This is a genomic window from Nocardia noduli (assembly GCF_019038455.1).
In the GTDB taxonomy this organism is placed as follows: Bacteria; Actinomycetota; Actinomycetes; order Mycobacteriales; family Mycobacteriaceae; genus Nocardia; species Nocardia noduli.
Window position 1 is genome coordinate 12765 of record NZ_JAFMPL010000002.1, and the last position, 14638, is coordinate 27402.

The 14638-nt window shown below is 68.3% G+C and carries 12 protein-coding genes; 7 read left to right on the plus strand and 5 right to left on the minus strand.

The genetic code is table 11. The features are described 5' to 3' along the window. The first annotated feature begins 79 nt into the window (after nucleotides 1–79). From JZ792_RS02065 to JZ792_RS02090, 6 genes are all read left to right on the plus strand, one after another. Nucleotides 80–577, plus strand: a complete 498-nt coding sequence (locus JZ792_RS02065; RefSeq protein WP_216906238.1) for a hypothetical protein — start codon at nucleotides 80–82, stop codon at nucleotides 575–577. Then, on the plus strand, nucleotides 577–1953 hold the full coding sequence (locus JZ792_RS02070) for a hypothetical protein (RefSeq protein WP_216906239.1): 1377 nt from the start codon (nucleotides 577–579) through the stop codon (nucleotides 1951–1953). Before JZ792_RS02065 ends, JZ792_RS02070 begins: the two co-directional genes overlap by 1 nt. Beyond that, nucleotides 1950–3320, plus strand: coding sequence for a vWA domain-containing protein (locus tag JZ792_RS02075; protein ID WP_216906240.1), 1371 nt, complete (start codon nucleotides 1950–1952; stop codon nucleotides 3318–3320). Before JZ792_RS02070 ends, JZ792_RS02075 begins: the two co-directional genes overlap by 4 nt. A 14-nt stretch (nucleotides 3321–3334) precedes the next feature. Beyond that, a complete protein-coding gene (locus JZ792_RS02080; protein ID WP_216906241.1) occupies nucleotides 3335–4450 on the plus strand; it encodes an ATP-binding protein in 1116 nt (371 codons plus the stop codon). Then, nucleotides 4447–7245 (plus strand): DUF5682 family protein, encoded by a 2799-nt coding sequence (locus JZ792_RS02085; protein WP_216906242.1) that lies wholly within the window; start codon nucleotides 4447–4449, stop codon nucleotides 7243–7245. The genes JZ792_RS02080 and JZ792_RS02085 overlap by 4 nt, the downstream gene beginning before the upstream one ends. 213 nt (nucleotides 7246–7458) lie before the next feature. After that, nucleotides 7459–8604, plus strand: a complete 1146-nt coding sequence (locus JZ792_RS02090) for a BTAD domain-containing putative transcriptional regulator (protein WP_216906244.1) — start codon at nucleotides 7459–7461, stop codon at nucleotides 8602–8604. Between the two features lie 45 nt (nucleotides 8605–8649). Here JZ792_RS02090 and JZ792_RS43480 read toward each other — a convergent pair whose 3' ends face one another. The 4 genes from JZ792_RS43480 to fabG all read right to left on the minus strand — a co-directional run bounded on the left by JZ792_RS43480 (nucleotide 8650) and on the right by fabG (nucleotide 13090). After that, nucleotides 8650–11106 (minus strand): serine/threonine-protein kinase, encoded by a 2457-nt coding sequence (locus JZ792_RS43480; RefSeq protein WP_216906246.1) that lies wholly within the window; start codon nucleotides 11104–11106, stop codon nucleotides 8650–8652. Between the two features lie 120 nt (nucleotides 11107–11226). Beyond that, on the minus strand, nucleotides 11227–11679 hold the full coding sequence (locus tag JZ792_RS02100) for a hypothetical protein (protein WP_216906248.1): 453 nt from the start codon (nucleotides 11677–11679) through the stop codon (nucleotides 11227–11229). Between the two features lie 183 nt (nucleotides 11680–11862). Then, nucleotides 11863–12315, minus strand: a complete 453-nt coding sequence (locus JZ792_RS02105) for a MaoC family dehydratase (RefSeq protein ID WP_216906250.1) — start codon at nucleotides 12313–12315, stop codon at nucleotides 11863–11865. Nucleotides 12316–12334: 19 nt separating this feature from the next. After that, nucleotides 12335–13090, minus strand: a complete 756-nt coding sequence (gene fabG / locus JZ792_RS02110) for a 3-oxoacyl-ACP reductase FabG (protein ID WP_216906252.1) — start codon at nucleotides 13088–13090, stop codon at nucleotides 12335–12337. Nucleotides 13091–13238: 148 nt separating this feature from the next. On the opposite strand from fabG, the gene JZ792_RS02115 reads away from it, so the two are divergent. After that, nucleotides 13239–13847 carry a TetR/AcrR family transcriptional regulator gene (locus tag JZ792_RS02115; RefSeq protein ID WP_216906254.1) on the plus strand — a complete coding sequence of 203 codons (609 nt, stop codon included), beginning with the start codon at nucleotides 13239–13241 and terminating at the stop codon, nucleotides 13845–13847. Nucleotides 13848–13895: 48 nt separating this feature from the next. Here JZ792_RS02115 and JZ792_RS02120 read toward each other — a convergent pair whose 3' ends face one another. Continuing rightward, on the minus strand, nucleotides 13896–14558 hold the full coding sequence (locus tag JZ792_RS02120; RefSeq protein ID WP_216906256.1) for a LutC/YkgG family protein: 663 nt from the start codon (nucleotides 14556–14558) through the stop codon (nucleotides 13896–13898). Between the last annotated feature and the right edge of the window lie 80 nt (nucleotides 14559–14638).

Consider the following 14638-nt stretch of genomic DNA (forward strand, 5'->3'; position numbering starts at 1 on the left):
CGTGAACGCGATGGCGATGCGAACTTGTCGGTGCCCTCCCGTAGGTTGATCACCATGATGAGGAACGGGAGGGAAGCGAATGGATTCGGATGAGCGCGAACGGGAGCGCGCGTCGGTGGTGCGGATGCTGCCCGCGGTCGCTCCGCGCAAACTCGCGAAGGTCCCCTTCGTGGAGCTTGCCGACGGGCGGTTGCAGGGTGTGGTGTCCAGTGGATCCGATATCGCACGGGTCTACGTCTCGTCGATCTCGGCACGCGACCACGGACTCAGTTGCAGTACCAACAACAATCGGCCGTGCGGCGGTCTGCGCGGATCGTATCCGTGCAAACATATCTCCGCGCTGGTCAGCGAGGCGATAGTGCAGTACGGCATCGACCAGGTCGCCCGGTATCTGCGGGTGGAGGTCCCCGAGGACGGCCATCTGATCGGTGCGCTGAACCCGGTGCACGAACCCGCGCCCGCGGCGGTCGTCTTCAGCCGGTTCCTGCGCCACCTGGCCTACCTGGAATTCCCCGGCAGCACCGCGCCGATTCCGGAGTTGCAGTGGTTCCCGGCCACCACGGGGGTGATGCGCTGATGCTCGGTGTACAGATTGCCGCGCTGACCGAGATCCCCACCGGTGTGGCCGATGTCGTGGACATCGTGACCGGTATCGATACCGCGCTCGTCAACGGGTTCGGACGCCTCGGCGATCAGGACGCGGGCGCGCTGGCGGCGCTGGCGGCGGCGGTGAGCGGTTCGCCGCTCGGCCCCGCGGTCGCCGACGCGGTGGGCAAACTCGGTGCGGGCTCTATCGGGCCCGAGGACCTGTCCGCGGTGGCGGCGGGACGCGCCGCGCTGCTCGGCGCGGTCCACGACGCGCTGGCCGAGCAGTTCGACTCGGCGCTGGGGCGAACCCGATCCCCGTGGGACACCGCCGATCAACTCACCCCGCCCGACGATCTCGTCCTCGGGTGCCGGTCCTGGTTGCAGGAAGTGGCGATCACGGGGTGGCGCGGGGTCGACCACGACCTGGTCGCCGCCGCCGATCGGACCGTCGAAGCGCTGTGGGCCCACCCCACGCTGCGGCGTCTCGCCGTCCTGCTGGACGGATTCACCGCGGAGCTGCGCGCCGCGTGCCCCGTCGCCACCCTCGACACGCTGCCCACTCGGCGCTGGGCCGATCTGTGGACTCGGGCGCTGCTGTCGACCTGGCGTCGTACCGAGGCACTGCCCGCGCGCACCGTCTCCGGGCGTCTGCTGATCCTCGGCGCCGATATCCACGAACACGGCACCGCCGTGCAGGCACAGGTCCACTGCGTGCTCGAAACCGGTGACGGGCCCGCCCGGCGCGTACGGTTGAGCGTCGGCGCGGCCAAGGTCGACACGATCGTCGGCCCGGCGATCTGGGAACTGCTCGGCGATCACCCGCAGCTCCTGCGCGCGCTGGCCGAACACCGCGGCCTCGTGGTCACCGATCTGCCGATCACCGCGGGCGGGGATCTGCTGTGGCAGGACGACAGGGCCGCACTCGACGCCCCCGCCGATCCGTTCACCACCGCGCGCGTCGCGCTGGCGGAGGCGATCGGTCCCGCGGTGGCGCCGCTCGAACGCGATCCGGTCCATCTGTCCGAACCCGTTCTGCTGGAAGGCTATCGGGTCAAGGACGGGGCGGTGGAACTGGACGGCCACCGCCTGGCGCTCGACCTCGAACTGCTGCCCGGCTGCGGACCGCTCACCCCGGCGATCGTGACGAGTTCCACGGCATGTGTCGGGCTGGTGCGCTGGGACGCGGGACGCTGGATCCTGCGGCCGCTCGCGGTGCGGCGCACCGTCAAGGGCGCGGCCGTCGACGCGCACAACGGGGACTGGGCACTCGGCCCGACCGACCCGAAAGCGGTGAAGGCGCTGGCAAAATCCGGTGATTCGGTCGCGGTACTGCGGGAACGAGCGGGACGGTTGCTGCGGAAATGAACGATATCGGTCAATCCACGCACGAAACCCAGCGCCAGATTCTCTATTGGCGTCTGCTGGCCCGGATATTCGACAACGAGCCGCAGCCGACGCTCGAGTCGGCCAGCGTCGCGATCGTCGACGATCTCGGACTTCCCGCGGCACTGCTCGATCCCGGTATCGCGATCGACACCGTGATACAGCGGTTTCCCGAGCTCACCGGGGATCTGGAAATGCTGCGTACCGAGATCGCGCCGCGTGAGCACGGTTCCGCCGCCGAGGAGTCGTCCGCGCCCGGCGAGGAGATCCAGGAGCCCACGGGCAGCGACGAGCCGGAACCGGTGGCGACCGACGAGGTTCGCAATGCCGCGCTGATCTCGAAACTGCTGCTCAACGTGTTCGCCACGGGTTCGGGCAATGTCAGCGCGACCCAGCTGTCGGGCTGGCAGCGCGACGCGGGCTGGCTGCGCGGCGCCCTGGGCGCCGGTGCGGATTCCGAGATGCGCGCGGTACTCGCCGGTCTCGAGGGCGATCTGGTGGCCAGGATGCGGTTGCGCGAAGTGCTCGCCGACCCGCGACTGGCCGCGCAACTCACTCCGAGCATGTCGTTGATCGAGCAGTTGCTGCGGGACAAGGCCAATCTGTCCGGCGTCGCGCTCGCCAACGCCAAGGCGCTGATCCGCAAATTCGTCGATCAGGTGGCCGAGGTGCTGCGCACGCAGGTGCAGCAGAGTTCGGCGGGAACGATCGACCGCTCGGTGCCGCCGAAGCGGATCCTGCGCAATCTCGATGTGGATCGCACGATCTGGAAGAACCTGACCAACTGGAACCCACAGGACGAACGGCTGTACGTGGACCGGCTGTTCTACCGCCAGACCGCGAAACGGACCGTGCCCGCGAAGATGATCGTGGTGGTCGACCAATCCGGGTCGATGGTCGACTCGATGGTCAACTGCACCATCCTGGCCTCGATCTTCGCCGGCCTGCCGAAGGTCGACGTGCACCTGATCGCCTACGACACCCGCGCCCTGGATCTGACACCGTGGGTGCACGATCCGTTCGAAGTGCTGCTGCGCACCAAACTCGGCGGCGGTAACGACGGGCCGGTCGCGATGGCGATGGCCCAGCCCAAGATCAGCGATCCGGCCAACACCGTGATGGTGTGGATCTCGGACTTCTACGAGTTCGACCGGTCGCAACCGCTGTTCGAGAGCATGCAGGCGGTGTACCGCAGCGGCGTGAAATTCATTCCCGTCGGATCGGTGAACAGCTCGGGGCACCAGAGCGTCAATCCCTGGTTCCGCGAGCGATTCAAGGCCATGGGCACCCCCGTGATCTCGGGCCGCATCCAGAAACTCGTCAACGAACTCAAGAACTTTCTCGACTAGGAGATCTCCCCACCATGACCGACACCGCTCTGCGCGCACCCGCTGAAGTCAAGTACGCCGAGGAATTGGACTGGCTGGAATCGATCGATGACGGTCCGAAACCGTTCGCGTGGCGACTGAGCCCGAAAATGGTGCGACTGTTCGTCCTCGGCTCCGAGCGCGCCGACGGACTCGACCGCACGATCGACCAGAAATGGTTCGGCGACCGCAGTTTCGTGGAACGCAGCATCGTCACCCTGGCCTCGGACCGCGGTCTGCTGCTGATCGGCGACCCGGGTACCGGCAAGAGCTGGCTGGCCGAATTGCTCTCCGCCGCGATCAGCCGCAATTCGACCCTGGTCGTACAGGGCACCGCGGGCACCACCGAGGACCACATCAAGTACTCGTGGAACATCTCGATGGTCATCGCCAAGGGGCAGTCCAGGGACTCGATGATCCCGTCCCCCATCATGACCGCGATGGAACAGGGCGTCATCGGCCGCTTCGAGGAATTGACGCGTTCGACCAGCGATGTGCAGGACGCGTTGATCTCGATCCTGTCGGAGAAATACGTCTCCATCCCCGAACTGGACGACGACAATATCGTCTTCGCGCAGCCGGGATTCTCCATCATCGCCACCGCGAACAGTCGCGACCGTGGTGTGAACGATCTGTCGTCGGCATTGAAGCGCCGCTTCAATTTCGTCCGCATCCCCGTGGTCACGAACAAGCGCAGCGAAGCCGAGATCGTGCGGTTCCGGACGGCGGAACTGCTGCGCCGTCATCAGATCGAATTGGAATTGCCGCCGACGCTGCTCGATATCCTGCTGGAGAGTTTCGCCGATCTGCGCGCGGCGTCCGCCGCGGCCGGAAGCGACGACGAGAAACTGGAATCGGCGCTGTCGACGGCCGAGCAGATCGGTGTGCTCGAGGACGCGATCCTGCACAGTCAGTTCTTCGGCGACACCACCCTCGGCGCGCACACTCTGGCCGGTTCGCTGGTCGGGTCGCTGGCCAGGCGCACACCCGAGGATCTCGCCATCCTGAACAAGTTCTGGCACGGCGTGGTCGAGCCGCGCAGCAAGGAAATCGGCGGCGAATGGTCGCAATTCCTCGAAGGCGGCCGTGACGCCATCGCGAGGCTCTCGTGAGCACGTTCTCCCCGCTGCGCGAGCAGCTCACCGAGGCCGCGACCCGATTCGCGGCCGAACCGGGGATCGTCGCCGATATCCTCGCGGGCATCGTCGACGACGTCGACCGGGCGTTGCGCGAGGAGTTGGAGATCTTCCCGGTCTGCCACCACTCGCCCGCCTCGGCGCTGGCCATGGTGCGTCGACTGCACGAGAAACAGCCCAAGGTCATCTACCTGGAGTTGTGTGAGGATCTGCGCCCGATCCTGGAGGAATTGCGCAACTGCACCCTGCCGGTCGCGTTACAGGCGTGGGCCGGGGAGCCCGACGGGTTCCCGGCCACGTGGGCCCCGCTCTCGGTGGTCGCGCCGATCACCGAGGCCTCGGCCGAATACCAGGCCATCGCCTACGCGCTGAACACCCCGGGCGTCGAACTGGTGCTGGTCGACCGGTCGACCGACCACGTCTTCCAGTGGTCACCCGCCAACGAGCGGGATACGGCCGACGGCGGCGAGACCGAGGAAGCCCTGCACGGTGACGCGGTGGGGATCGAGATCGGTGATCTGCGACCGCATTTCGCCGAACTCGAGGAACATCTGCTGCACCACGGCAAGGTGCGGCACTGGTCGGAATGGTGGGACCAGTACGTCGAACAGCCGCTGGCAGGCGCCGATTACGACACCTACCGGCAGGTCATGGTGTTGATCGGCAGCCTGTTCCGTCGGCTGCGCCGCACCGGAACCGATCACGACGAGGACCGCGAACGCTATATGTGGACGCGCATGCGCGAACATCTCGCGGCCACCGGATCCGATCCCGCACGGTGTCTCTACGTGTGCGGGGCGTTCCACGCGGCCAGTCACGTCGAACAATTCGGACTCGCCGCCGACGCGCCCTACGAGATCACCCCGCGCTCGGCGACCGTCTGGCAGTACGGGCTGATTCCGTCGAGCCATTCCGCGATCGAGGAACAGTTCGGGCTGGCTGCCGGTTCGGTGTCGATCGCCGCCGCCACCTGGGCGAAGGGAGTCCGGCGAGGCAAGTTGCGGCCGTTCGTGCTGAAAGGGCAGCAGACCGCGAAAGCCGCGTCGGCCCGCAAGACGAAGGCGATCGCACGGTCGGAGTCGCCGGCTGTCGCCGACCAGCTCTCCGGTTTCCTCTCCCGCCCACCGCGATTGGACGATCTGGACGAGTCCGAGTTGCTGGAGTGGTCGGTCGACATCGTGCGGCTCGCGCGGCGCAACGGCTACCTCGCCAGCACCGCCGACGCCATCGCGATCTTCGAGACCTCGATCCTGTTGGCGGGCATGCGCAATCGGGCGCGCCCGACACCGTACGACTTCCAGGACGCGGCGATCACCTGTATCGAGAAGGATCACGTCCCCGGTCGCCGTGACGTGCGCAGGCTGTGCGAGATCCTGCTCGGCGGTGACCGGATCGGACAGGTCGGCTACGCGGCGCTGCCGCCGCTCGCGCAGAACGTCTTCGATCGGCTGAAGCCGGTCGGTGTCGTACCGACCGATCGCGGGGTGCGCCGCACCCTGCTCGACCTGGAATCCGATCCGCTGCTGCGGCCGTGTTCGGATCTGCTGTGGATGCTGCGCAGGCTGCTGCCCGCGGGCGCGGCCCGGCCCATCATGGGCACGCGGGAACTCGGCGAACGCTCCATCCAGGAGAGTTGGGATCTCGCGCTGGGCAAGTACCAGCGCGATCTGGTGCAACTCGGGTACGAGGGCGTCACCATCGAACAGGTACTGGAGCAGCGCCTGCGCCGGGCCGTCAACGATCCGGACGCGACAGCCGCCGGTGCGCTGGCCGCGGTGGAGGACGCGCTGGTCTACCTCGGCTCGGCGCGACTGGCCGACGAACTCGGCGCTCGCGCGGTCGAATTGCTCGCCGCGGAACGGTCGGTGGACGAAGCGCCCGAGGTGCTGCGCCGAATCCGGCTGCTGCTCAACTATTTCCGCTCGACAAGTGCCGGTCTGCCGCAATGGTGCGGCACCTTCGTCACCGCGGGCTACGCGCACTACTGCACCCTGCTCCCCACCGCGTTCACCGACGAGGAGACCGGTGTCAGGCCCGTCGCCGCCATGCTCGGATTCCTGTTCGGCATGGAGAATCTGGCGCTGTCGCTCGGCTGCGATCACACCCAGCTGGAACTGGCCGTCCGCCAGTCCCATCCCGAGGCACCCGCCAAGGTCGCGCTGCTGTGGGCCACACGCCTGCAATTGGGTCTGCTCACCCAGGCCGAACTGCGCGCCCGCTGCGACGACATGCTCGCGAATCCGCTCGTCGTCCCGGCCTTCCCGCAGTATCTCAGCGGATTCGTCCAGGCCATGGACCCGGTGCCCACGCTGAAACCCTTCATCGTCGAGTTGCTGTCCAAGGCATTCGGTCGTCTACCGGATTCGGTGCTTTTGCCCTGGCTGCCGAAACTGATCACCACCCTGCGCGGTCAGGCCGCCGAACTGATTCCCGCCCTGACCAGGGAAGCGGGCCGCACCTTCCCCGGCGAACGCGGTGCCGTCGCATCCTGGACACCGCCGTGGGCGAGGACCACGTCCGTCGCCCCGGCCACCGTCGTCGTCGCCTCGGGCGGCCCGGCGGGCGATCTGCTGCGTGCGCATCCCAGCGCCTGCGACGCCCTCGCCGGGCTTCTCGGACACGAGGACGGATGGCAGGAACTCACACCCGGCCCGAACCGCTCGGTCACGGCCTTGCTGGAACGGCACCCGCGGGCGGCGGCAGCGTTGGCGGCGATGCTCCCGGGTGAGACGGCGCCTGCCGGATTGTCGGTGGCCACCGCCGCGAGCTGATCCGTCCTTTCGCGCGTGGGACCGTTCGGACGTCGCCTGCCGGATTGTCGGTAGCGTCTGCCGCGGTTGATCCACCCCTCGCGCGTGAGCCCGTTCGTTGGAAGGTGCTCCGGCCGCGCGTATACGATTGGTTCGCCGCAGGTCGGGGCAGCGCGGATACGGTGACGCTGTCGTGCCGGGTTGCCGGACGGACCGCGTCGGGAGGAGTTCGGCATGGCTGATGTACGGGCGCAATTCGGCGTGCTCGGGCCGGTGGAACTCACCATCGATGGGGAGGTCCGGGCGACGGGGGGGCCGAAACAGCGGGCGGCACTGGCCTATCTGGTGATCAACGCGAACCGTCCGGTGTCGGTGGACGCGCTGGCGCACGCGGTGTGGGAGGAGAATCCGCCGCCGGATGTGCGGGTCGGCCTGCACACCATCGTGTCGAATCTGCGGAAACCGTTCCGCGACGCGGGTATCGACGCTCGGTCGGTCCTGTCCCAGGTCGGAGGAGGTTATCGCCTCTCGGTGGCCGACGACGGATGCGACGTCCACCGGTTCCGGGCACGTAAGGAAGCCGGTGTCCGGGCGCTGGCGGCGGGCCGTTTCCGGGCGGCGAGCGAATCGCTGTCCAGCGCGCTGGGGCAGTGGCGCGGGGCGGTGCTGGGGGATCTGCGCGGACTCGCCTTCGCCGACGCCTACGCCGCCGCGCTGGAGGACGACCGGATGAGCGTGATCGAGGCCCGCGCCGAAGCCGATATCGCGCAGGGCCGCGCGAGCGCGGTGGTCTCGGAACTCTCGCACCTGGTGGGGGCACACCCGCTGCGAGAACCGTTGTGGCAGCAGCTGATCACCGCGCTCTACATCGACGGCAGGCAGTCCGACGCGCTGGACGCCGTCCGGCGGTTGCGCACGACGCTGGCCGACGAACTCGGCATCGATCCCAGCCCGCCCCTGCGGGAACTCGAGGAACGCATCCTGCGTCAGGAACCGCTGACCGCGCACGCGGCGGGCACCGCGTCGGCGACCCGAATGACCACGATCGTCGACCAGAAACCGGGTGACCATCTCGCGGTGCTCCGCGACGACGCGGGCAACGACTACCCGGTCCGTGAACGTTTCACCAGGATCGGGCGGCTGCGGGACAACGACATCGCCTTGGACGACGGCAGGGTCAGCCGCCATCACGCGGTGGTCGTCGACACGGGTCTGGCCTACGTCGTCAAGGACCTGCTGTCCTCCAACGGCGTCTTCGTCGACGGTGTCCGCGTGATCGACAGCATGGCGCTCGTCGACGGGGCCGTCCTCCGGATCGGTGACAGCGAACTGGTGTTCGCGCTGGTACCGCGCGCGCCGATGAGGCCACCGGGCGTCTAGGTTTCGCGGGTGAGGTCGGTGTCGCGACCGGTTCGTGACGGCCCGCTAGCCGAATCCGCGTTGGAACCAGGCGAGCAGGTCCGGCTCGGTCTTCGGCCCGTCCTCGGGATTGTCCTCGGACAGCGCGCACACCTCCACCATCGTCGCGTGTTCGTCGTGCGCTCCGACCAGGCAGGTCCGCGCACCGGTTGCCGGGGGGCCGTCGACGTAACAGAAGATTCGCCCGACCGGGGCGGAGTCGGCGCGCCATACGCTGTCGGGGCCGGGTCCGCCGCCGCAGGCATGGCCGGCCAACTGGTTCAGGACGCCCTGATACATCCGCGTCGTGGACGCGCGATCCGGGAAGCCCAGGAACTGCGCCGAGGGAGATCCGAGCGGTGCACCGCACGCGACGGTGGCGTTCATCAGACCGACCGGAGGAGCGAGATGGCGACAGGTGGCCGACGTGTAGGGCGGTCCGACCCGGTCCAGCAGCGCGAGATCGGCGTCGGTGAACACATCCGGATCCGTTGCCGCGTCGCCGGTTCGGAATTGGAGCAGGCCCGCGCGTGCGGCGTAGTCGCGCAACGGCGTCGCGGCCCGATCGGGCCAGAAGTAGTACGCGAGAGACAGTTCGGACTCGTTGGTCAGCGCCAGACCGGGTTTGGGCACCGACGGATCGTCGACGATATTGGTGAGGCAGGTTCGACGGCCGACTTCCTTGCCGTCGACCGGTGACGGAGCGTCACGCCCCGGCGGATCTCCCGGGCAGGCGGTCGCGGCGAATCCGTCGAGGACGACCTCGCGGTAGTACTCGCGCAGCGCGTCGAGATCGCGGAATCGCAGGAAACGGGCGGTCGGCGCCGACACCGCCGGATTCGCGTCGCAGAAGATCACGGCGGTGGTCGTGGTGTCGGGGTCGAGATGCGCGCAGGTGGCGCGGCGGTACCCGGCCCCAGGCAGGGCCGCGAGCAGATCGAGATCCGGTCCGCGCAGTGCCGTGCCGTCTGCGACGGCGGTGCCGTCGTCATCGCGACCGACCATCATCCAGGTACCGAGAAGTGTTGCGGCGATGAGAATTACCGCCACGGTTACCGCGATGACGGGCCGTCTCCGCCGGAACCCGTCCCATCGCGACACACCGACGCGACCATCGCCGCCGCCGGTTTCGTAGGCGGCCCCGCCGACCTCTACGTCCGAGCCTCGGCCGTGCACGGGCGTGCCCGTGGCCGGTCCGGAATCGTCACCTGATCCCGCCCCCCGCTTCGGTGCCGGACTCGAATCCTGCGTCGGGGTTCGGCCCGGCGCAGAGGACGGTGGCGGTGCCGCATCCGGACCGGATTCCGGCACAGCTCGCGCACCGTGCTCGGATGCGTGCGTATCCGCTTCACCGTGCACGGTCTGCGACGACGTCTCATTACCGTCATCCGCGTGCGAAATCGCCTCGTTCGGGCTGGGACTCGGTGACTCATCGGCCGACCCGGCACCACCTGGATCCGACGCCCGACGCGCGCCCTTGTCCGACTCCGACCACTCGACCGCACCCCGGTCGGACTCCGATCTCTCCGCCGACCGGGGCATCGACCCCGACGAGTACCGCCCCGGGGGCTGCGCGCGGTCGGTCACCACCGGTCCGCTCACCGCGCCGCCCCTGGTCGGCTCCTCGTCCACCTGCGCGGCGGTCGCGGTCCGGAGGGCGGCCTCGGCCGCGTCGGCCAGCTCACCCGCCGTGGCGTGACGATCCGAGGGATTCTTCGCCATCCCTCGGCCGATGACGGCGTCGAAACCGAGGGGGACATCGCGGCGGATCATGCTCGGTCGTGGCGGAGGTTCGCCGAGGTGGGCGCGCATGACGGCGGCATCGGTGCCGACCGGGAACGGGCGTGCCCCGGTGAGGCATTCGTAGAGCACGCAGGCGAGCGCGTAGACGTCCGCGCCTCGGGTGACCACGCGCGAGGTGAACCGTTCCGGGGCCATGTAGTGGAACGAGCCGACCGCGGCGCCGTCGGAGGTCAGTCCGGTGTCGGCGCTGGAATGCGCGATGCCGAAATCGACCAGGTAGGCGAAACCGCGTATGGTGGTGAGGATGTTGTCGGGTTTGATGTCGCGGTGCACCAGTCCGTCGGCATGCGCGGCGTCGAGCGCGGCGGCGATCTGCCCGATCAGGCCGACCGCGCGCGCGGGTGCCAGCGGCGCTTCGGCGCGCAACACGGCGCGCAGATTGTCACCTTCGACCAGACGCATATCGATGAACAGGTGACCGTCGATCTCGCCGTAGTCGTGGATCGGGATGACGTGCGGTTCCTTGAGCCTGGCCGCGCTGTGGGATTCGCGGCGGAACCGCTCGCGGTAGACCGGGTCGTCGGCGAGTTGCTCGGGCAGCACCTTGATCGCGACGACCCGGTCGCGTTCGGTGTCGTACGCCTCGTAGACCTCGCCCATGCCACCGCGGCCGATCAGGCGATCCAATCGGTACGGGCCGAACCGTGATCCCACCGTGAGCGGCGGCTGCTCGGCCGTCATCTACCCCTCCGCGTGACAGGAACCACCCGTGCGTGCCGATCAACTGTAGAGCGCGCGGACACGTTCCGCAGACGTACCGACGTGCGGTGATCGGCTCTCATCGGTCGCGGCGCACGCGAATCACACGACCAGGCAGGACGTGCCGATGGGCATGCCGACCCCGACGTAGACGCTCACGCCGGGAACCTGACCGTCCTGCGGCGCCTGCACGGCGGTGAGGGTGTGCGGGCCGCGGGAGGTGGGAATCCAGGTCGCGAGCGCGACGCCGCCGGTCGGTGCGATGGTGGCGAGCGGAATTCCGTTGTCGTAGAGCGAGACCGGGGTGACGGCGTCGGTGAGGACGGCCTCGATCGTGTAGGAGCAGCCGGTGCCGTAATTGGTGAGCGGGCCGTAGTTGATATCGGGAAGTACCCCGATCCTGGTCACGGTGGCGGCGGCGTGCGGCGGCTGGATCACTCCGCCGAGGACGCAGGCGAGGGCCGCGACACCGATGACCGAGGCGCGAAGGACCGACGATCGGTAGGCGATCCCGGCCCGGTCGGTGCGGTGGCCCCTCGTGCGGTGGTTCCTCATGCGGTCCTCGTTCCGCGCCGCCCGTTTCCGCGCGGCGCACGCCGTGGTCCGCGCGCTACCGGCAGCCGATCGCACGCGAATCGTCCAGCAAGCCCTGTCCGGGGATGGGACATCCCCGCCCCGATCGTATCGGTTCGGGGCGGGTGCGGACCACGGGTCGCGCGGTGAGTCCGCGCCGGAAACTCAGCCCACCAGCACCGACAGCGTCTCGGCCACGCAGGCGGGTTTGGCGCCGCCCTCGATCTCGACGGTGACCCTGGCCGCCAACTGGCTGCCCGCCGGTGTGGTGGTCAGGCCGACCAGTTCCACGCCCGCGCGCACCCGGCTACCGACCGGCACCACCGAGACGAACCGCACCTTGTTGGAGCCGTAGTTGACCGCCATCTTCAGCCCGTCGACCCGATAGACCTGGGAGACCAGCATCGGAAGCAGCGACAACGTCAGGTAGCCGTGCGCGATGGTGGTGCCGAACGGACCGCTCGCGGCCCGCTCCGGATCCACGTGGATCCACTGGTGGTCACCGGTCGCCTCGGCGAACAGATCGATCTGCTTCTGCGTGACGGTGTGCCATTCGCTGTAGCCGACATGGGTGTCGATCGCCGACTCGAGTTCGGCGATTCCGTTGAACGTACGCATTGTGTCTGGTTCCCCTGTATCAGTCGGTCGGTCCACCGGCGACATAGAGGACCTGTCCGGAAACGAATCCGGCGCCCTCGCTGACGAGGTAGGAGACGGCGTTGGCGATATCGGACGGCTGGCCGATGCGGGCCACCGGGATCTGCTGCACCAGCCCGTCACGGAACTGCTCGAAGGTCACGCCGAGACGTTCGGCGGTCGCGTGGGTCATATCGGTTTCGATGAAACCGGGCGCGATGGCGTTGGCCGTCACGCCGAATTTGCCCAGCTCGATCGCCAGCGTCTTGGTGAAGCCCTGCAGGCCCGCCTTGGCCGCGGAGTAGTTGACCTGACCGCGATTGCCGAGCGCCGAGGTGCTCGACAGGTTGACCACGCGACCCCATTTGGCCTCGGTCATGTATTTCTGCGTCGCCCGCGTCATCAGGAAGGAACCGCGCAGGTGCACGCCCATCACCGCGTCCCAGTCGGCGACGCTCATCTTGAACAGCAGGTTGTCCCTGGTGATGCCCGCGTTGTTCACCAGTACGGTCGGTGCGCCGAGTTCGTCGGCGACGCGCTGGACCGCCGCGTCGACCGACGCTTCGTCGGAGACGTCGACACCGACCGCGAGCGCCCGGCCGCCCGCCGCTTCGATATCGGCGACGACGGGTTTACCCGCCTCCTCCGCCAGATCGAGGATCGCGACGGCGAATCCGTCCTCGGCGAGTTTGCGGGCGGTGGCCGCGCCGATTCCGCGCGCGGCGCCGGTGACGATGGCGGTTCGGGTGTCACTCATGGAGACTCCTGGGGTCGAAGGGGATCGAGACGACACTTCATAAAATACATCTTCATTTGGGCGTCTCTAACTGGCCGGTAGGTGTCGGACCGGAAAACTACCCGCACGTAGGTTCGATACACAGCAATTCAGCTGTACTATTCTCGCGGTGAGCACCTCCCAGCGGCATCCGTCCACACGTTCTCCCGGACGGCCGGCCTCCGCCACGCGGGAGCAGGTCCTCGACCTGACCCGGCGTTCGTTCCTCGCGGGCGAACGGGTGGACGTCCAAGCCATCGCGGCCGAACTCGGACTCAGTCGCGCCTCCATCTATCGCTGGTTCGGTTCCCGCGACGGACTACTCGGCGCCATGCTGGTCGACGAACACCAGCGCATGCTCGACCGAGCCGACGCCAAACGGCGCACCCGCGGCGCGGCACGAGTGCTCGAAGTCTACGGCCGCCTGGTCCGGTGGGAATCGGATAACGAACCGTTCCGGCGGTACTTCGAACACGAACCCATGTCCGGCCTGCGCATCCTCACCGCGAGCGACGGTCCGGTGCAGCCGAAGATCGTTGCCGCGATAGAGGATTTGATCGGCAGGGCGATGACCGAGGACGGCTACCAGCCGTCGCTCGAGCCGTCCCTGCTCGCCTACGCGCTGGTCCGACTCGGCGAGGCGTTCCTCTACAACGATCGCGCGGCAGGCATCCGCGGCGATGTCGATCGCCTGCGTCAGGTCGTCACGGTGCTGCTCGGCGTCACACCGCTGGAGTGAGCGCGGCGTCGTCGAGACGGCGTGCGCCCGTGCGGTTTCCCGAGCGGTTCAGACCGCCGGGTCGATGATCAGCACGATGAGTTTTCTCGGCGCGGTGAGGACGCCCGCCTCCTCGGACCGCGGATCGGCGGTGGCGGCGGGCCCGCCGAACCAGGTGATCGGGCGGCGGTGGTCGAGCCGGTCGATCACCTCGGGCAGGGTCGCGCCGATCTGCTCGACCCGGACCACGCACACGTGACATTCGGGCGCGAGGGTCGGCGCGCGCCGCCCCTGCCCCGCACTACCGTCGAGGACGATGATCCCCGCGTCGGCCACCGCCGCGGCGCAGGTCGTGACGACCGCGTCGGCGCCGGACAACTCCTCCTGGGGCAGGAACGGGCTGTCGTCGATGACGCGGTGTCCGGTCGCGGACGACCAGCGTGACAACCAGTATTCGGGCAGCCCCTGCGGCGCCACCACCGATTCCACCCCGTGCGTCGCGAGGATATCGCACACCATATTCGGGATATCGGGCTCGATCAGGTGATACACCTGTCCGCCGTAGTGTTTTACGCGGTCGGAGAACAGGTCGGCCAGGGCGGTGCGGTCGCCCGAGGTGGGGTCCGACGGGTGCCGCTGATGAGCCCGTGACATCGGCACGAGCCGTTCGTCATCGGGAAGATCGTGCAGCGCTTCCAGCAAACGGCGCAGCAGATCCTCGCGCGGATTCATCTCCGCCCGCCGTTCGCCTCGTCGCGAACGGCACCGCTTGTTCTACCCAATGCACAACTCCCCGAGCGATTTCCGTAGCG